Below are 17886 nucleotides of genomic sequence, written 5' to 3'. Positions count from 1 at the left end.
GCGGCGCGGGGAGGGGAGAAGGGCCTGTGGGCCGGGCGAAGCGCTTCGCCCGGCCCACAGGTGAGGGGTCGGCCTGGATCAGGCCGGGTCCTCCGTGAAGGAACCGCAGGCGGAGGCACCGGTCGCGCAGGTGGTGCCGCAGCCGTCGCCCGTGGAGCACATGAGATGGCCGTACGAGTGCTCGGCGATGACGACCTTCACGTCCAGGGGCGCGAAGTCGTCGTCGTCCAGGCCCGCCAGCGGGGCGGGCGCGACCGGGGGCGGGGCGAGAGTGGCGCTCGTCATGATGTGCCCTTCTTCTTGTTGGGGTGGTGCGGGACGACCTGGCTCCCGGTGTTACGCCGAGGGCCAGGAGAGTGAGATCCGGCTGTGCACCTTGTCGATGACCCGGTCGGCCGGGATCTGGTCACCGGGGGTGCTGGCCGGATAGACCCGGATGACCGGGCTGGGGCCGCCGCGCCGGTTGGCCTCCCAGTCGCGGAGCACGTCAGCGATCCTGTCGGCGAACTGCTCCGCGTGCGGGCCGAGGGCGTGCACGCCGTACTCCAGGTGCTTGTTGTCCTCGGTGCGGCGGGTGACGAGGTAGGCGAAGGTGTCATCCTCGACGGCCGCGAGGGCGAACCGCTTGTTCACCGGGGCGACCAGGCCCGTGTCCGAGTTCTCATCGACGGCCATCGTGCAGAAGCCCGGCAGGCTGATCGCCATCGCCATCTGGAGGGTGTCGATGAGTTCCTGGATGCGGACGGTGACGCCGGTCCACAGTTCGTGCCGCGGAAACGTGACGGCGTTGTCGAGCCGGTGCGGGTCGGCGGGCAGGCCGTCATCGAACTTGAGCCCGATCTCCGGGGTGCCGTTGACGAGGAGAAGCTCTTCCCGGTGGGCGTTCGAGCCCTGCATCGGGACGAAGCCGCAGATCCGCGCCGACTCGCTCTCCAGGTAGGGGCCGTGCTCGCCCTTGGCCTGGGTAAAGGCGACCGACCGGGTCAAGCCCCGCATCCGCAAAGGGACGACGAGCCGGCCGCCCTGCTTGAGCTGCGCGGTCCAGGCCGGGGAGACGTCCCAGGCCCCGGCTGTCACCATGACGACGTCGACCTCACCGAGATCCGGGATGGGCTCGGCGGCGTCCGCGGTGACGACGTGCACCCGGCCGTAGCCGTGCTTGTCCAGGAGCCGTCGCGCGCGATCGGTGACGACGGGGTCGATGTCCACGGTGACGACTTCACCGTCCTCACCGACGAGTTCGGCGAGGTAGGCCGCGTTCAGCCCGCCCGAGCCGATCTCCAGGACCCGCGTCCCGGGCTTCACCTGGGCCTGCTCCAGCATCATGGCTTGGATCTGGGGCGCGGAGACGGAGCTGAGCTGAACGCCGTGCTCGTCCGTCTTGGTGATCACGGCGGCGTAGGTGTCGTACGCCTTGTCCAGCGAGGTGTCGGGGATGAACTCGTGCCGGGGCACCTTGCGCATCACCGCTTCGATCTCCGGGGAGGAGATGTTGCCGTCTGCGCACAGCTCGTCCACCACCTTGTTCCGCAGGCGGGTCGCCTCGTCAGGCTCGACGGTCGTGTTCGTCATGGACTTCCTTCGGTCGTTCGTGTTCGGGGGTGGGTAGGCCGGCACGCGTGCCGGGGGCCGGGAGGCTATCGGCGAAAGCTCTCCGTTCTCGTCGGACCGCCGAAGGTTGGCGGGTTCGTGCTGGACGGCGCGCGAAGGTCCGGCGCCGGTGGTGAGCCGCCCGGCGGTCCTGTCTGTACCACTCAGGAGAGCCGGGCGGCCGTCTAGGCGGCGGGCACAAGATCGTCCAGGTTGACGACCTTGTACTCCCGCAGTTCCCGTACGAGCTGGGAGGCCAGGAACATGCCGATCTGGGGATGGCGGTAAGGGATGGGGGAGTCCATGTCCGAGAGGGCCTGTAGGCCGTTCGCGCTCCACTGGTACGCGTGGCCGATCACGCCGTACAGCGGGAAACGGGTGGCGAGAAGCGCTACGTGGCCCCTTGCCCTGAGCCGTGGGCACCGGCCTGCCGCCATCCGGGCGTGCTCCAGACAGACCGGCGGCTGCGCGGTCTTCACTGGACCGTCGTAGCCCTCTTCACCCGCCGTTTCCAGGAAGAGGATGCCGTCGGTGCGCTTCAACTGGACGGTGCATACCTGGCACCGCAGCAGCGCCATCGTCACGCGTTGACGGTGCGGGTGAACCATCCGCCACCGTGGTGTCCCGCAGGGCTGCCCAAAGGTGTCGAGCGACATGGAGTAGCGGGCCCAGAGCACGTCCTTGAGGTCCCGGTCCGGCGGCAGCTCATCCACGTATCGGAGACGCGGCCGGCCGTCCGGCCCGCGGCCCATACGCAGGTTGAGGAACGAGTCGGCCTCTTCACCCTCCCGGGCGGTGATGTAGGGCACGACGGCCTCGGGAGCGGTGGTCACGCGGTGCTCCCGGCGGCGAGCGCGACCGGCCGGTGTGGAGCGACGATCTGGCCGTCCGGCAACAGCTCGCCGGTGTCCTCGAAGAGCAGCACCCCGTTGCACAGCAGGCTCCAGCCCTGTTCAGGGTGGGCCGCCGTGGGGCGGGCGGCCTCTCGGTCGGAAGCCTCGGCCGTGGGACACGGCGGGGTGTGCTGGCACATCGTACTCGTCGTCCTCTCAAGGCAGTGCGGGGAAGTCGGGCCCTCTTCGGCGACTACGAGGCCGTGGGGGAACACGGAGTGGAGGTTGCCGAAGAGGGTGTCTGTGGGCGTTCACGTACGAACGAAGTGATGGCGGACTCGCTGTAGCCGTAGAAGCGGCCGAAGACCGTGTCGTCCTCCCACCACTCGGGAGCGGGATCGCCCCATTCGACGGTGTGGCAGGTATCGCGGTACGGCGACCATCGGACGCGGAGGTCCGGAAACCCCCGCCGGTTCGTGAGAAGGTCGCGTGTCCCTATTGCCAGGGACAGCAGATCGAAAGACATGTATCCGCCGCGACGCGGGCCGCCGACCGGCACGGCAAGCAGTGGTGCCCGGAAGACGCGTACCGCGACAGCGTGAGCAAGGACCTCGGGCCGGGCAAGGCGGTCCCGGAAGTGCTCGAAGTCGTACGCCTCCTCGGCAGGGCAGAGGGAAGGGCCGAACGAACGCGCCGAAGCCTTGGTGGTCGTCAGCACTCGACCAGCCCCCTGACGATCCCGGCCTCTTCCAGAAGCTCGGCGAGATCGAGGGTGAGCCGCGCCAGCTTCCGAACGAGTCCGATGGTCTGTCCCGCGTCGCCGGCCACTACCTCGGCACGCAGCGTGCGGGCCTGTCCGATCAGAGCGGCGATGTCCGGGTGCTTCTCGTCGGCTTTGTCTCGCAAGGCGCGAGCTACAAGCAGCTTGAGCGCCATGAGGAAGCGCTGAGTAAGGGCATCGTTGTTGTAGTTGGGTAATGGTGCTCCGCCGGACGGGCCAGCGGCGTGGTGGCTGATCTCTTCCTCGCCGTGTAGGACGGTGTCGAGGTCGTCGTACACCTCGTTCCAATCCACGCTTGCCCACTCGCGCACTGCGCTCAGGTACCGCCGGGCATCCCCCTCACCGTGTGGAGGAGTCCAAGGGTTCGTGGGGACCGTCGGGTCCTTGACGCGGACCGGCATGGTCTCCGGGCTCGTCGTCTCGTCGCGTAATGCGGTGTTCGTCATCAGCACGCCACCAAACTCAGCTCGCACCACGTGGTGGCGCCGTTATCGCTGACACCCCACGCGCCCTGTCTGCTTCGGGCGATCTCCCGCACGAGCACCAGGCCGCGACCGTGCTCGTCGTCGTCTTCGGGGCACTGAGCAGTGGGGCGAGGTCCGGGCACGCCGTCATGGACACGGATGCGCAGGACGCCGTCGCGCACGTCAAGGGTCAGCCGGATTTGCCTGCCACCGCTGTGCACGATGGCGTTAGTGATCAGCTCAGAGACAACGAGTGTCGCGTCGTCGGCGACGCAGGTCAGACCGCGGGAGGTGAGACGTTCGCGGGTCACGAGCCTCATGGCGCGGACGCGGGACTCGTCTACGGGAGGGGGGCGCTCGCCCGGGGAGTGCTTGGTGATGGGAAAGCGTTCCTCCACCAGGCCGCCGGTACGAGTTGCGGTCGGGCGCTGCGACGCCGGGCCGATCACCGCTCCGTCCCGATCTGTGAGGCCCCGTTTTCCGGGGCGGCTCGGTCGTCGAGGGAAGCGAGCGGGCCCGTCCGGCGCTGCTGGCCCGGGACGTGCCGGAGCAGTACGGCAAAGGCGGGCAACGGTGTGTTCGCAGCGTCCGCGAGATTGCGGCGGCGCTCACGATCTGCGGGAGTTCGTGTGGTCATCGGTTGTTCCCCTCCGCGAACGGGAAGAGGGCACCGAGCCTGCCGTGCAGAGCAACCGCTTCATCGGCCGTCAGGACCAGCGGAATGGTCGCGGGCTCCGCGGCCCCCTCGTGCAGGTCGAGGGGGACCGCGAAACGACCGGCCTCCGTGTGCGCGACCTCGGCCTCACGAGCAAGGCGGAGGTGGCGGTTGGCGGGCGGTAAGGGCGCCGCGCCAGCTTCCGTCTGAGCGTGACTTGTCGTCATGACCCGTAAACGTAGGGCCACTTCGGGACCCCACCCCTGAGAAAAAATCAGGGCTGAGTAACGCTCAGGGTTGGCATATGCCTATGCGGCGAGCCCGATGTGCTTCGCTACCGCACGAAGGTCGTCGCGCCACATCGGCTTCTCGCGCTTCAGCAGGTCGGCCACCGCCTCCCTGACCAGGGGAGAGAACACGATCTCCTCCGGAGACTGCTTCAGCAGCTTGCCGAGAATGTGCACCGTCGCGTAGTCGTCTCGCTGGATGCGGTTGAGGTTCATTACCTCGATCAAGTACCGGGTCCGACGTTCGAGCGGGACCTCTTCGTTGACGAGGACGTGATCGGCGGCGCGGAGTGCTTCGCTGGTGTCGCCCTCTTCCGCCTTCAGGTGTACCTCGTGCATGGCGAAGTTGGTCGGGCCGAAGCACGTGTGCCAGTGGTTGAGGTCCGCGCCGACCCGGTCCACGGCCTGCTGTGCGCCGTTGTACAAGTCCCACGCCCTCGGGCCCTTTGTGGCGCGTACCGCGGCGACGGCACCTTGCAGGTGTAGTGCGCCGTACGCGGACCAGTGTTCCGCGTTGGAGTCGTCGTGCGGCCGGCACTGGGCGATGGTCTGCCGGGCAAGTTCGTAACTGTCTTCCACGTCGCCAGCGGAAGTGAGAACGCAGGCCAGGTTCCAGGCCGCAGCTGCGAGGAGGGCCGGGTCACCGGCGTTGTCCGCGAGGGAGAGGCCGCGGTCGGCCGCGATGCGGGCGAGGGTCGGTTCACCGACGCGACGAAGCCAGATCTGGTGCAGGCCGTAGAGGCTGATGAGCTGCCGGAGGACGGTGCCCTCCTGCTCAGGCGAGGCGTCGCGCAGAGCGGCATGTCCCTGCCGCAGCAAGGTGGGCAGCCGCTCGCCGACGTCGCGGTACCGGTCGTCAGCCTGCGTCTCGTAGACCTTCCAGGCGTCCGTAACCGAGGACTCGAAGTCGTCGGAGGTGACCGACCCGATCCGCTGCGGCAGGAGGGAGGCGGGCAGCGACAGGGCCTGTCGGATGAGCGGAACGTGCTCGTGCTCCGTGCCCGCCGTAACGATTCCAGATACGTAGCCGCCCGTCAGGTCCTCCAGGCTGCATCGCAGCTGCTTACTCAGGGCGATCAGGATCGGAAGCCGGTCCAAGGGCATCCGGTCATTCTCGATCTTGTAGACCCAGTTCTCTGACCTGCCGATTAGGTCTCCCAGCATCCTTTGGGACAAGCCCCGGCGCTCACGCCACCACTTGATCCGTTGGCCGATGCTGAACAACTCTCCGTCATACACCATGGGTTGACCGTTCGCCGTAGTGGACAGGGCACTCGTGTCAAGCGTATGCCCACGTGCTTCGGGGAGAGGCGATACTGAGGGCCTCTCCCTCTGGGGAGGGCACTCAACGGTCCCCCTGTCGCCCTGCGGCCGGGGGACCGCGTACACGTATGAAAGATCGGCAAGGAGGCCGCTTTGCCAGCCCCATACCGTGGTCTGATTCTCGACTTCGGTGGTGTGCTCACCACTCGGATGCGACTGAACGGGCAGGCGTTCGAGAGGACGGAGGGATTGACTCCAGGCGCGTATTTCGCGGCGCTGAACGAGCATCCCGACGGCGTCGCGATCTACGCAGCGCTGGAGGTCGGTGAGGCCACCCAGGAGGACTGGAACCGCGTCATCGGCGGCATCCTTGGTATCGACTCCACCGACCTGATGCGGCGCGCTCTGGCCAACCTTCACCCGGAGCCTCAGATCGTCGCCGCCGCGAAGCGCGCTCGCGCGGCAGGGATCAAGGTGGCCATGCTCAGCAACTCGTTCGGGATCGAGCCTTACAACCCGTACGAGGACAAGGGCATGTGGACGGACTTCTTCGATGCCGTGATCTTGTCGGAGCTGGAGGGCGTACGGAAGCCGTCGCCGCTCATCTATCAGCGCGCGCTTGACGCCCTAGACCTGACCGGTCCTGAGTGTGTCTTCGTTGATGACCATGCGGAGAACCTGCCGCCCGCCGAGACCCTGGGCATCCGCACCGTGCACCACACGACCGATCCCACCGGCACAGCTGCCATCCTCGACTCGCTTCTCCTCGACCCCGCTCCCGCCTGAACGAACAGAGCGAAACAGCTCGCTGCGGACGTTACGCCGGCCAACGAACAGCAGCAGCGTTCGAGGACCCCCAGCTGGGGCTCCTCGAACGCTGAAAGACAAGTATGGGCTCTTGCTGGAGCGCGTTCTAGATTGCTGGGGACTCGGGCCCGTCGGGTTCACTCGGCCCTTCCCAAGCGGATGCGCCCCCGTACGTAGGCCGCCTGGTCTCCGCTCTTGCAGGCTGATCATTTTCTTTCGCGCCCGCGTCGGGGGTGACCTCACCAGGTTCCCGAGCGGCGACCTTTGTGAACACCTGCTCCGCGCGATCCAGAGTCAACCGCATCGTGCCGTAAGGCCCCACGGCGTAGCCGGTTCGGTGCCCGTGCAGGTGCAGTTCCTCTACTGCCTGAAGACCGGCGTCGACCTCTGGCACGTCGTCCGGTGGGACGAGGGCGTGCAGTTCCTCCGCCCACTCCCAACCGAGATCACGAAGCACTGTCCGTGCTTCCTCCTGCTCCCATCCGCTTCGCGCCACCAGCCCGTGACGAGGGTCCGTCGAGAAGACCATGCTCGGGTCCGTCATCATCCGGCCATCTCCTCGACCCGTCCCGCAGATTCCGTCTCCTCGGCCTTGGCCGTGGGCCAGGCCGCGAGCTGGAAACGCGCCGGACGCTCGTCGTGTTTGCCGACGCGGCACTCGTCGCCTGCCTTGCCCAACGTCTTGTTCATTCGGGTGAGGAAGCGGTCGTATTGCTCCTGCCAGATCACTGACGAGCCCGCCTCCATATACGCGTCTCCCCTGGCGAAAGCCAGGGCAGCGATCTCGTATGCCAGGCCCTCGTGCTTCGCCCAGCAGGGCGGGATCACGTCCTGTGGCTGCCAGGCGTACGTCCGGTTCAGCCAGCGGCACACAGAATCGAGCCACGCCGGCATCGGCTCGATCAACTCGGCGGACAGGGCGCCGAGGTCCCACGGGGCGGGACCGTCGGCGGCCACGGACTCCTCCGTGCTCCGCTCCGCGATGTACTCCAGGATCAGTGCGGGCGGCTCGGGGAAGGGCTCGAAGCGGGTCAGGGTCTCGGTCATGCGGCAGCCGCTCCTTCACGTCCGGCCCACGCCGCCGCGTGGGCCGTGGCTTGGTTCTTCCTCTCGGCGGCCCGCCGGGTCCGCTCGGCTTCGTTGGCGGCTCGAAGGTCACGGACGTGACCCTCGATCTCGGACCAGGAATCCCAGGTCCACATGCCGTCGAGTCGGGTGACGATCGGCGGGAGGTTGTCCGCGAGGACCAGAGCGTGCCCGGCGGGCAGACCCCTGATCTCGTCTCCTCGAAGGACGGGTTCGAGCGCCATGTGCGTGGCCGTCGAGTGGCCACCGCGGTCCCCACCGGACGTGGTCTTCGTCGTGCGCTCTCGCTCGACCTGACCGCACAGGTCGGACATGTCCTTCAGGAAGTCGGGGTCCTTGTCCCCGGGCAGGACGATGACGTTGTTGGTGAAGGCCGCCAGCTCCTTGGCGGTGTCCTCGCCGAAGCGGGCACGAGCCGACGCCCACGCCTGGAGGCCGTAGATGACCGTGATGCCACGGCCCCGGCCGTCTGCGACGCGTTGGCGGAGGGAGGGAATAGGCGCGATGTTCGGCGCCTCGTCCAAGGCCGCGAGGAGAGCGGGGTCGAGCCGCCCGGCCGGGGACGCGAGGGCGTGCGCCTCCGCGAGATCCAGAAGGTCTTCGGCTATCGCGGTGGTCAGCGGAGCGACGCTGTTCACCTCGCTGTCCTTGCCGAGGAGGTAGAGGGTGCCCCCGGCGTCGAGGAACGCGCCGAAGTCCGTGGGGTCCTCTCCGTCTCCCTGGAGGGCGTTGATCACCGACTGGTGCATGAAGGGTTCGAGGGCCGCGTCCAGGGTCGAGGCGGTGTTGCCGACGGTGCGGCTGTCGCCGGAGGTGGCCGTGCGGAGCATGTCCGCCCAGCCGGGGCCGGCGCCGGGGTGGGCGTTGAGGATGCCGAGGGGCGCCGGGTCGGTCAGCTTGCGGGCCCACCGCAGCACCCAGTCGAGGGACGCGCCGTCGAGGGCGGCGGCGTGGAAGAAGGCGGCGAGGATCTTGGCCGCCTGCCCCTTGTAGAAGGCGCTGCCCTCACTGGATTGTGCCGCGCTGTTGGGGGTGCGCGAGCCCGCGACGAACGCCTTCCCGCGCATCATCGCCACCTCCGTGTCGGCTGCGCCGTTGATCGGCGTCCACCGGAACTTCGGCAGGCTCGGTGCGATGTTCTGCGGGTCGAAGACCGCGACGGGCCGGCTGTCCCGCTGCCGCGCGTCGAGGGTGAGTTCGACCAGATCGGGCTTGGTCGAGGTGGCCAGGACCGGCCCGGCCCAGTTGCGGACGAGCGGGGCGAAGAACCTCATCGTCTTTCCGCTGCCCATCGGACCGATGACCCGGCATGCCTTGTCGGCGCGGGACCAGAGGTCGACGCCCTTCGGGCGCTGCGAGGTACCCAATGAGTAGCCGAAATCGTGAGGATCGAGGGGGTGGGGCATGACGTACTCCGGAGCGAGGTGGGCGACAAGGAGGGAGGGTCAGCGAGCGGCGGCGCGGTCCTTCGCGAAGCTCACCCCAGCTGCGCGGCGGGGGCGGCTGTCGTCGCTGGTGAGGGAGGGCCGGATCTCGGTGGCCTTCAAGACTGCTTTGGCCGACATCTGGCGCTTGAGCTGTCCCTTGCTCGCGAATCCGGCGTTGCGCCGTCCGCGGTTCAGCAGGAACCAGAGCGTCACCAAGGCCACCGCGCACACGGCCGTCACGGCGTACAGGGCCAGGGAGATTCCGCCGGGCAGGATGTCCACTACTCGGCCCTCCGGGCGACGCGGGCCGCCAGGTAGCGCATCCGCCGGCCGCACAGCCGCGACATCGACGCGTCGGGCCCGGCACAGCGCGGGGGCGCGGTGTGGAAAGCGCTGTGCAGGTCCTCGGCGGCTCGCCAGATGTGGGCGACGGCCGTACGTACGCGGCCCCCGGCGGCGGAGTAGTCGCCGTGGTCCAGCACGAGGGCCAGTTCTTTCATGCGCCGGGCGAGGTCGAGTGCTTCGGCGTGCAGCTGGTCGATGTCCTGTCGCACCGCGCGTTCGTCAGCGGGAAGCGTGGTGTGGTCGGTGGTGACGGTCATGGCGAGGGCTCGTTCCGAATCTGCGTGGACGGGGTCGGCGGCGGAGAGGTGGTGGTATCCGCTCATTCGGTGTCCGGGGAGGTGCTGGCCAGGTCGGTCATCGAGCCGGAGGAGAAGCACAAGTGCTGCTCGGCCTCCACCAACAAATGCTGGACGCCCGGGTAGATCACCTCGCCGACCTTCCACAGGGCGATCCCGCGGCGCAGACGCATGATGTGCTCGGCCGTCCAGGACGGCAGACCCAGCCGGGCCACCGTCGCTTCCGCCTCCGCCTTCTTCTGGCTGTAGATCACGATGGTGTCGGCCATCTTCAGCGCCGCTTGGGTCTCCGAGCTGTCGTCGATGTCCGACAAGTGATGAACGATGAAGATGCAGGACAGGCCGTACCCACGCGCGAACTTGAGGAACTTCTCCAGTAGCGAGGCGAGTTGGGGCGTCCCGAGGATGTGCCACGCTTCCTCACAGACGAGGATGCGCTTGCGCTGCGTGTAGCGGCGGCAGCCGGAGCCGGGGTTCGGCCCCAGCTCCCAGGCTCCGGAGTTCGCGTCGACCACGACTCGGTCGTGTTGCCCCGGCTCCGACCCGCATTCGCACAGCGGACGCAGCCACACCTCTTCGAGGAAGACCGAGATCACGGCGACGAGGATGGTCATGGCGACGCCACCGGACGGGACCTTGGTCAGGTCGAAAACGATCATGTCGGCGTCGAGGTCCACGCCCAGGCTGGTCGGGCCGTCGAGCATGCCCGTCAGGTCGCCGGTGGCGTCCTGCTCGCTGCCGCAGAGCCGATCCAGGACGTAGGACGCCTCCAGGCCGTCACCGAGAAGTTCGTCCCGCGTACGCTTCTTGGCCGCCGCGTCGGACTCCTCTGGTGACCGCAACGCGGCGGCGACGTCGGCCAGGACCGGGGTGCGGCCGAGTTCACCCGCCCGCTGGTGGGCCCTGCGGATCGCGATCCGCAGGGCAGAGCCGGCGAACTCGTCCAGGGCCTTACCGAGACCGAGTTCAACGATCGTGCGCACCAGCTCGACTTGCCGCTTGCCCGCGATGGCGGGGTCCATCGGGTTGATGCACGACGCCGCACGGCCGCCGCCGGGGGTGAACTTCACCGGGGCCTTGCCGGTCAGCGAGCGGCCGAGCGCGGCCCACTCGCCTTCTTCGCGCTCCTTCTGCTCCTTGGTGTCGAGGACGACGACCTGACGCCCGAGGCGGATCTGCCGGGCCGCGTACGTCTTGGTCAGGGCCGACTTTCCCCGGCCCGTGTCCCCCATGACGATCATGTTGCCGCCGGGCAGGCCGTCACCGAACGCCGAGAACGGGCAGTAGATGAACGCCTTGCCCGAGTACAGCTCTCGGCCGATGATCGCGCCTGCCGTGCCGAGGGTCGGCGGTGCGATGGGCAGGTACAGGGCTTGGCTGGTGGTCGTCTCGGTGTAGAGGGGACGGCGCACCGTCTCGTGCATCGGCGACAGCGGGGCGAGGTCGAGCAGGTCTGTCACTTGATGCCTCCGGCGAGGGGCAGGGTCGTGGCGAAGGCGCGGGCGTGTTCGAGGTCGAGCCATTCGATCCGCAGGTGCGCGTTGCGGGCACGGGAGGCGGTGGTGCGCTTGGTGCGCTCCAGCTCTTCGGCGCTGCGCGAGGAGATGGTGATGTAGCCGACGACGGCGGAGCCGGCCGCGCCGGAGGAGGCCAGGGTCATGCCGCGCGATCCGGTAGCGCTGGCGGCGATCTGGTCGCGCGGGTCGATGTTCTTGCCGCGCTTACGGTCGCGGTCGATCTCGGCCTGGTTGTTCGTGTCCTCCGCGAGCATTCGCTCCACGGCCTTGTCGTTGGGTTCGAGCTGCTGCGTGATCGAGATGGTGCGGATGACGTCGGGCATCCCGATCAGCAGCGGCGAGAGGAAGTCGGGGCCGACAGGGGTCGTGGGCCATCCGACGACGGCGGCCGTGGCGTGGTACCAGCTGTCCGTGGAACCTGCCGCGCGAGTGGCGACGTGGGCGCCGTCGCGGACGTCGACGTTGCGGGGGAAGGCGTGCGCCTGTCGGAGATCGGTGTCCCAGATGGCGTGATCCGGGTCGTACGAGTTGCGGATGAACGCGGTCATCCGCCCTTCGTCCAGGGGCGCGATTACAGAGAGGTCGGCGTCCTCCGCGCGGGACCACAGCTCATCCAGGTACGCGGCCATGGCGGCGGCGACTCCTTCGTCACCGGTACCGCGGGCGGCACCCTCGGCCGCCAGGTCGCGGGTGAACCGGGCGTGGAGGGTGATGTAGTAGCGGTGCTCCTCAGCAGAAGTCGACACGGCGTTGGCCAGTACGTCGTACGAGTCCTTCAGCCACTGCGGGGCGTCCGTCGTCGCAGCCGACTCGTCGCGCTGCGCGATGTAACGCTGGTGGGCGTAGGGGTCCGACTTCATCTGCCGGGCCAGGACCTGGATGCGCTTCACCGGGTGTTCTTCGACGTTCCCGAAGGCGTCGAGGAGTTCGCCCCAACGCTCTAGGGCGACGATCTGCTCACCGACTTCCTTGCCGCCGAGGCCGGGCGAAGCGATCTCCAGGGTGGCTGTGACGCACCCGGCCTCCGGCTGGAGGACCACGATGGCCTGCTGACCGCGGACCGTGACCGGCACCCACGTCATGCCCGTGACGCCTTCCGGCTCCACAAGAGCGGCGTCCGGCGGTGTGCCGTTGCGGCGCACGCCGGCCTCGACGGCCGGGGACACCCATACGCCGCCGGTACGGCGGAGCGCCTTGCGGTGGTAGCGGTTGATCCGCCACCAGCGGTAGAGGGTGCGCCGCTGGGACGTGCCCTTGGGGCGGTACGGGGCGTACACGATGACCAGGGCGAGCAGGATCGGCAGGACCAGGCACGTTGCGGCGATGGCCGTCACGCCGTTGAAGAGGTAGCCAAAGAGGATGCCGGTGACGGCGCCGCCGCCGAGGACGACCTGTTCGCCGAGGTCTCGGCGGCCGACCAGCCCTGTGGGGCGGTGCTTTCCGAACTGATACGTACGAGTCGACATGGAGGGTCACTGATCCTTGCTGGGGTTCGGTCGTCCGGGTGCCTGGCCGCCCGACGGCCGCGACGGCGGCGGGGGCGTGACGGAGGGCCCGGAGCCCGAGGTGGTTCCTGATGCGGAGGAGGGGGAGGCGGGCGGGGTCGGGCCCGAGGTTCCCGTGCCGGTTGACGGCGGGGAGGGCGGCTGTGCTGTGCTCGGTGCCCCATTGGCTCCCGGTGGGCGCCCCGCCGAGGCGTGCCCACCGGCCGAGGACCAGTCCGGAGAAGAGCCGACGACCGGGTCGGAGGTCGCTCCCTGGGGACTAGCGGCGGCCGGTGCACCGGACGTACCGGCGGTGTCCTCGCCGCCCTGCTGGCTCTCGGGCTGTTCGGCCTTGCCGCCGCCTGCGGCGTCGGTGCCCTGCGCGCCTGGGGAAGTGGTGGCCTTGTTCTTCGCCACGTCGACGCCGGCCTTGGCAATGGCGGCACCGACCGCGACCGGTCCGGCCACAGCAGTTCCGCCGCCCATCTTCGCGCCAGCGGTCTTGGCGCCAGCGGACTTGGAGCCGCCGACCAAGGAGTCCTGGACACGAGCGCCCATCGCCCTGTTGGCGTGCTGGGCGGGGCCGTCGACCGCGGCGGCCGGGCCGGAGGACTGTGCACTCTTCCGGTCGTGGTGGAGACTGGCCATCTCGTCGCCGAAGGCGGGCACCCACTTGTAGAGCGTGGCGGACGCGAAGACGGCAAGCAGGAGGATCAACGCGCCGACCAGGGTCTTGGAGACCGAGTCGGACATGCTCCCCGAGGTGTCGCTGAGGATCGCGCCGCCGAGGCCCAGCAGAGCGAACAAGATCGGCTTACTCAGGCCGATGGCGAAGATGGCCCCGAACCACTTCTTCGACTTGCCCCACAGGTCGCGGTCGACCAGCCCGGCGTTGACGATCGGCCCGAGCGCGACGGCCACGTAGATGGCCGCGCTGCGGATCAGGAGCTCGATCCACATCAGCAGGGCGCCGCACATCATGATGAGGTTGACGACCAGCAGCTGTCCCACGCCCTCGGTGGGGTTGGCTGCCATGACCTTGAGGATGTTCTCCAGGAAGGGCTTGAAGTTTGATGTCGCGTACGGCTCGAAGATGGCCGTGACTTCGTCAATGGCCTTCATCAGCAGTGCGATTGCGCCCGGCGTCATGGCGTTGACCACGAACTGGAGGAGAAGGAAGCCGATCGCCTCGGACACGGCGGTGGTCAGGGCGACTCCGCGGACCGCCCGTTTGGCCACGGCGATCAACCAGAGAGCCACGGTGAGCAGGCTGGAGGCCGCGAAGATGATCGCGTACTGCTTCAGGAAGCCGGTGCTCGTCAGGTCGATCTTCGTGGTGTTCTGGATCAGCTCCAGCATCTTGCGCAAGAACCAGATGTTGGCCTCGGTCAGCTTCTGGAGCAGGAATCCCAACGGGTCCTTGACGAAGTCGATGGCCGCCTTCGCCTCGCAGACCATCGGGATGTAGCAAAAGGGGTTGGCCACCGCCGAGGGCACGAAGACGAACCCGATGATCACGTTGATCATGGCCACCGCCTGGAGACGGCGGCGCCAGCGGCCTGGGGTTCCCCGCTCTATGGTCAGCAGGCCGGGGGCGTCATCACGCAGTCGCAGGCGCATTGCTGGCACCTCCCACGTCCGCGAACCTGTCGGCCGGGTCGGCTTCCTGCATGGCCGGCGGCGACGGAACGAGCGGTTCGGACGGCGTAACGGCCGTCGTCTTCCAGGTGCCGTCCTCCCAGACGAGGTCCACGGTCATTCGCAGGAAGGCGACCTGCGGGCGCTGCGTCTCGTCCTTCCCGGCGACGCCGCCCACGGACGCCGTCCACAGCTCGATGCTCGCGGCCTGGTCGGAGTAGGAGATCGAGCGGGTGGCGAGCGCCGCGGTCCGCGTGATCAGTTCGCTGCCGTCGCCGGTCGTCCCGTCCGCGCCGACCCCGCGGTTCTCCATGACCAGGCGAGCTGTCGAGTCGGTCTCCTCGGTGACCGAGCGCAGCACGCTCGACGCGGCGGTAGCCGCCAGCATCCGGTGCCGCCAGTCCTCATGGGTGAAGAACCGGGGGTCGCCGTAGAGCATGGTGGCGCTGACGGCGGCGGCACGCGCGCCGCGCTCGTCGTGTCCGTACGGGGCCGGGAAACCGCTCGGGCCGTTGGCACCGCTCAGAACGGGGTCTTCTGCAGCGGCCGGAGCGTAGTCGGCGAAGTCGCCCGGCACGTTGGACGCCTGCCGCACGTCGATCGGTGCGACCAGCCCCTTTGAGGTCGAGCTGTCCTTCAGCTTCCAATCGTTGGACTCCCACGTGAGTGTGACCGTCACCGACTGGAAATCCGTCTTCGGCGTCGTGTGTCCGGCCGCGCTGCCGCGAACCGTCGTCGTCCAGAGCCGCACCATCGCCCCGTGAGCATCGAAGCCCAGGACATGAGCCGAGAGGACACCAGTGCGGGCGATGGTCTTCTTGGCGGAGATCTTGGAGGTGTCGCCCCGTAGGGAGCCAACCGCGTCCTCGGCTGCGTGGTCGGCCTTCTTCACCGCCGTTCCGGCCGTGTCCTTAGCCGCCATCACGGCCACGGCGCGGTGTCGCGCGTCCTTGTCCGTGAGGAACTGAGAACTTCCGCTGACCGTCGTGTAGTTGGCCGCCGCTGCTTTGGCGCCGGTGCGAGTGTGCGGGTAGCCGACGGGCACGCCGTGCAGCTCGCGCACGCCTTCGCCGTTCGCCTGCGGAGCCGAGTGGGCCGGTGCTGACGCGGAGGGAGCCGTGGCGGAAGGGGTGCCCGTCGACATGCTGACGACCACCCCGGCCGCGGTGGCCACTGCCGCACCGCCGGCCGCGATGCCCCAGAGCTTGGCCGACGAGCGGCGCGCTCCGCTGCCCTTTGAGGAGGAAACGTTCCTCCGGGATCGTGAAGCCATGGGTCACACACCCATGCCGTACGTGATGGCGAAGATGGTGCCGAAGGAGGCGACGAGGAAGACGCAGGTCAGGCCGCCGACCATCATGCCCTTGCCGCGCGAGCTGTCCATCGTGGAGTGGCCCTCACCGAACCAGCCCTTCGACTTGCCGACACCGGCGAGGAACGCGCCCGCCCCGACGACGAGGACGACGGCAGCGATGACGCCGAGGATCACCTTCGCCGTGCCGCCGAGCTTGCCGAAGGGGCCCCAGTCGGGCTTCACGCCGGACACGACGTCAACTCCGGCAGCGAGGGTGGTGTGCAGGGAGGGATCGGCAGCGGCAGAAAGGAGGTTGTGCATGGTTCAGCCCCTTGGTGCTGTGAGGGATAGTTTGGGATGTTTTGGCATGATTAGCCGACGTGCCGCATCGCGATGATCTGCGGTTTCCAGTAGCTGAGCGGCTTGATCCGCACCTGAGCCCCGGTGTGCGGGGCGTCGATGACCTGGCCGTCGCCGATGTACATGCCGACGTGCTCAGGTCCGGCGCTTCCGGGGACGCTGAACAACAGGTCACCCGGGGCGAGCTGGGAGACGGCCTTGACGGCGGTCCCTGCGTGGACTTGGTCGTACGTGGTGCGCGGCAAGTTCACTCCCGCCGCTGACCAGGCCATCTTGGTGAGCGAGGAGCAGTCGCAGCCGCCCACGCCCTCGTACGGCATGACGCAGCTGCCGCCCCACCGGTACCAGGTGCCCAGAGCTGTCTTCGCGGCGGTGATCGCGCGAGCAGCGCCCTTGCCGGCCGGTGCGTCGGGGCTGACGGCGTCGGCCCATTTCGAGGCCAGTGCACGGATGTTGCGCACGTAGTCGCGGGTCTCGGGGTACGGCGGGATGCCGCCGTACTTGATCACCGCACCGCCGCCCGCGTTGTACGCGGCCAACATGTTGTCCGTCGAGTCGCCCGGCACCTTTTTGACCTCTTTGGCCAAGGTGCAGTCGTACGCGGCCTGCGCGGCGATGGCGTCGGCCGGGTTCCGGATGTCCTTGACCCCGTCGCCGTCGCCGTCCTTGCCGTGCTGAGCCCAGGTCCCCGGCATGAATTGAGCGATGCCGAGGGCGCCGACGGGCGACGTCGCGCCGGAGTTGAAGTTGCTTTCGGTGTAGAGCTGAGCCGCCAGCAGCGAGGCTGTGACCTGCGGGCACTCGCCCGCGTGCTTGTTGATCAGCTCGCGTACCCAGCCCGGTACGGGCGCGTCCGTCTTGATGCCGCCACCAGGGCCGGTTTCCTGCGCGGAGGCGCTGTCGGCCCCTCCGAACGTGGTCAGCATGGCGACACCGGTGATGAGCCCGGCCGTGACAAGTCCCAGGCCAGCTTGTGTGCCCTTGTTCATCGCGGCCCCGTCACGCCCATGGCAAGGCGGTGACGCGCCAGCCCTCGGCGGTGTGCTCCAGTCGGAGTGCGAGCTGTTCGTTACTGCTGCGCGCGTGGCCGGACTCCGGGGTGGTCGTGAGGGTGTAGCTCACGCGGACGAGGGCGGAGGGGACCGTTACGGCAGGTGCACCGTCGGGGACGACAGCTTCCGTGATCTTGACCGTCTGTCGGGCCTTCTCGGCCCGCAGGGCAGCCCATGCGGCGTCCTGGCTCGGTCGCTTCTGGGCGAGGACGCCCGCCAGTTCGCCCGAGGCGAGCCGGGCGGCCCGAGCGCCGGCGTCTGCGTACGAGTGGTCGGCGCCGTCGCGGGCGTCGTGTTCCGCGTAGGCCGTGGCGAAGGCCCGAGCCGTCCGCTCAACGTCTTTCGGGAGGCGGGTTGTTGCCGGGGAGGCGGTGCTGCCGCTGTGCGACGGGGCGGTATCGGGGATGCCCGCCGAGACCGAGTGCGGCTGCGTGGACGCGGTCGAGGCGGCGGACGTGCCGCTGTCCGAGCTGGAGCAGCCGGCCGACAGGAGAACCAGGGAACCAGCTACGCCTATTGCGGCTGATATGGGTATGAAACGGGTGGATCGAGGCATGCGGGAACCACAACCTTGGTGCAGGAGATTTCGGAAGTGCGAGCGGCGCGGCCCCGCGGGGGCTGGAAGCCGCGCCGCTCCTTCGCAGGAAGAGGCGGGATTCCTCCTGCGGGCTTTACCGGCGAATGCCGGAGAAATTGAGAAGCAGGCC

The 17886-nt window shown here is 68.5% G+C and carries 21 protein-coding genes; 1 reads left to right on the top strand and 20 read right to left on the bottom strand.

Annotated elements, in window-relative coordinates; genetic code table 11:
* Positions 1 to 78 precede the first annotated feature (78 nt).
* From fxlA to QMF80_RS08260, 9 genes are all read right to left on the bottom strand, one after another.
* Positions 79 to 285 carry an FxLD family lanthipeptide gene (gene fxlA, locus QMF80_RS08300; RefSeq protein ID WP_250287672.1) on the bottom strand — a complete coding sequence of 69 codons (207 nt, stop codon included), beginning with the start codon at positions 283 to 285 and terminating at the stop codon, positions 79 to 81.
* A gap of 51 nt (positions 286 to 336) precedes the next feature.
* Positions 337 to 1572 carry a methyltransferase, FxLD system gene (fxlM, locus tag QMF80_RS08295; RefSeq protein WP_283451056.1) on the bottom strand — a complete coding sequence of 412 codons (1236 nt, stop codon included), beginning with the start codon at positions 1570 to 1572 and terminating at the stop codon, positions 337 to 339.
* A 203-nt stretch (positions 1573 to 1775) separates the two neighbouring features.
* The gene (locus QMF80_RS08290) at positions 1776 to 2423 is read right to left on the bottom strand and encodes a hypothetical protein (RefSeq protein ID WP_283451054.1); all 648 of its coding nucleotides are present in this window, start codon (positions 2421 to 2423) and stop codon (positions 1776 to 1778) included.
* Positions 2420 to 2623, bottom strand: a complete 204-nt coding sequence (locus tag QMF80_RS08285) for a DUF5999 family protein (RefSeq protein ID WP_248585344.1) — start codon at positions 2621 to 2623, stop codon at positions 2420 to 2422. The genes QMF80_RS08290 and QMF80_RS08285 overlap by 4 nt, the downstream gene beginning before the upstream one ends.
* Before the next feature lie 53 nt (positions 2624 to 2676).
* Positions 2677 to 3141, bottom strand: coding sequence for a DUF6302 family protein (locus QMF80_RS08280; RefSeq protein WP_283451051.1), 465 nt, complete (start codon positions 3139 to 3141; stop codon positions 2677 to 2679).
* Positions 3135 to 3650 carry a DUF6415 family natural product biosynthesis protein gene (locus QMF80_RS08275; RefSeq protein ID WP_283451049.1) on the bottom strand — a complete coding sequence of 172 codons (516 nt, stop codon included), beginning with the start codon at positions 3648 to 3650 and terminating at the stop codon, positions 3135 to 3137. Before QMF80_RS08275 ends, QMF80_RS08280 begins: the two co-directional genes overlap by 7 nt.
* Entirely contained in the window at positions 3650 to 4066 is a 417-nt protein-coding gene (locus QMF80_RS08270) for an ATP-binding protein (protein ID WP_283451200.1), read from the bottom strand. Before QMF80_RS08270 ends, QMF80_RS08275 begins: the two co-directional genes overlap by 1 nt.
* A 235-nt stretch (positions 4067 to 4301) precedes the next feature.
* The gene (locus tag QMF80_RS08265) at positions 4302 to 4550 is read right to left on the bottom strand and encodes a hypothetical protein (protein ID WP_283451048.1); all 249 of its coding nucleotides are present in this window, start codon (positions 4548 to 4550) and stop codon (positions 4302 to 4304) included.
* An 81-nt stretch (positions 4551 to 4631) separates the two neighbouring features.
* Positions 4632 to 5852 carry a helix-turn-helix domain-containing protein gene (locus tag QMF80_RS08260; RefSeq protein ID WP_283451046.1) on the bottom strand — a complete coding sequence of 407 codons (1221 nt, stop codon included), beginning with the start codon at positions 5850 to 5852 and terminating at the stop codon, positions 4632 to 4634.
* 174 nt (positions 5853 to 6026) lie between these two features.
* Between QMF80_RS08260 and QMF80_RS08255 the strand changes: the two genes are divergently transcribed.
* A complete protein-coding gene (locus tag QMF80_RS08255; protein WP_055643649.1) occupies positions 6027 to 6659 on the top strand; it encodes an HAD-IA family hydrolase in 633 nt (210 codons plus the stop codon).
* Between the two features lie 564 nt (positions 6660 to 7223).
* On the opposite strand, the gene QMF80_RS08250 is transcribed toward QMF80_RS08255, so the two are convergent.
* The 11 genes from QMF80_RS08250 to QMF80_RS08200 form a co-directional block, all read right to left on the bottom strand.
* Positions 7224 to 7727, bottom strand: coding sequence for a hypothetical protein (locus tag QMF80_RS08250; protein ID WP_283451041.1), 504 nt, complete (start codon positions 7725 to 7727; stop codon positions 7224 to 7226).
* A complete protein-coding gene (locus QMF80_RS08245) occupies positions 7724 to 9172 on the bottom strand; it encodes a type IV secretory system conjugative DNA transfer family protein (protein WP_283451039.1) in 1449 nt (482 codons plus the stop codon). The genes QMF80_RS08250 and QMF80_RS08245 overlap by 4 nt, the downstream gene beginning before the upstream one ends.
* A gap of 39 nt (positions 9173 to 9211) precedes the next feature.
* Positions 9212 to 9475 carry a hypothetical protein gene (locus QMF80_RS08240; RefSeq protein WP_283451036.1) on the bottom strand — a complete coding sequence of 88 codons (264 nt, stop codon included), beginning with the start codon at positions 9473 to 9475 and terminating at the stop codon, positions 9212 to 9214.
* Positions 9475 to 9795 (bottom strand): DUF6238 family protein, encoded by a 321-nt coding sequence (locus tag QMF80_RS08235; RefSeq protein WP_244210010.1) that lies wholly within the window; start codon positions 9793 to 9795, stop codon positions 9475 to 9477. Before QMF80_RS08235 ends, QMF80_RS08240 begins: the two co-directional genes overlap by 1 nt.
* A 62-nt stretch (positions 9796 to 9857) precedes the next feature.
* Positions 9858 to 11294, bottom strand: a complete 1437-nt coding sequence (locus tag QMF80_RS08230) for a putative type IV secretion/conjugal transfer ATPase (protein ID WP_283451032.1) — start codon at positions 11292 to 11294, stop codon at positions 9858 to 9860.
* Positions 11291 to 12817, bottom strand: coding sequence for an SCO6880 family protein (locus QMF80_RS08225; protein WP_283451030.1), 1527 nt, complete (start codon positions 12815 to 12817; stop codon positions 11291 to 11293). The genes QMF80_RS08230 and QMF80_RS08225 overlap by 4 nt, the downstream gene beginning before the upstream one ends.
* A 6-nt stretch (positions 12818 to 12823) precedes the next feature.
* A complete protein-coding gene (locus QMF80_RS08220) occupies positions 12824 to 14455 on the bottom strand; it encodes a hypothetical protein (RefSeq protein WP_283451028.1) in 1632 nt (543 codons plus the stop codon).
* Complete coding sequence (locus QMF80_RS08215; RefSeq protein ID WP_283451026.1) at positions 14436 to 15746, bottom strand: hypothetical protein; 1311 nt, start codon at positions 15744 to 15746, stop codon at positions 14436 to 14438. The genes QMF80_RS08220 and QMF80_RS08215 overlap by 20 nt, the downstream gene beginning before the upstream one ends.
* Positions 15747 to 15749: 3 nt before the next feature.
* Complete coding sequence (locus QMF80_RS08210) at positions 15750 to 16088, bottom strand: DUF8827 family protein (protein WP_214967284.1); 339 nt, start codon at positions 16086 to 16088, stop codon at positions 15750 to 15752.
* Between the two features lie 50 nt (positions 16089 to 16138).
* Complete coding sequence (locus QMF80_RS08205) at positions 16139 to 17116, bottom strand: C40 family peptidase (RefSeq protein WP_283451020.1); 978 nt, start codon at positions 17114 to 17116, stop codon at positions 16139 to 16141.
* 10 nt (positions 17117 to 17126) lie between these two features.
* Complete coding sequence (locus QMF80_RS08200; protein WP_283451018.1) at positions 17127 to 17735, bottom strand: hypothetical protein; 609 nt, start codon at positions 17733 to 17735, stop codon at positions 17127 to 17129.
* Between the last annotated feature and the right edge of the window lie 151 nt (positions 17736 to 17886).

It is taken from the genome of Streptomyces sp. G-G2, from assembly GCF_030063135.1.
Taxonomy (GTDB): Bacteria; Actinomycetota; Actinomycetes; order Streptomycetales; family Streptomycetaceae; genus Streptomyces.
This window is presented reverse-complemented; position numbering and strand designations above follow the sequence as displayed.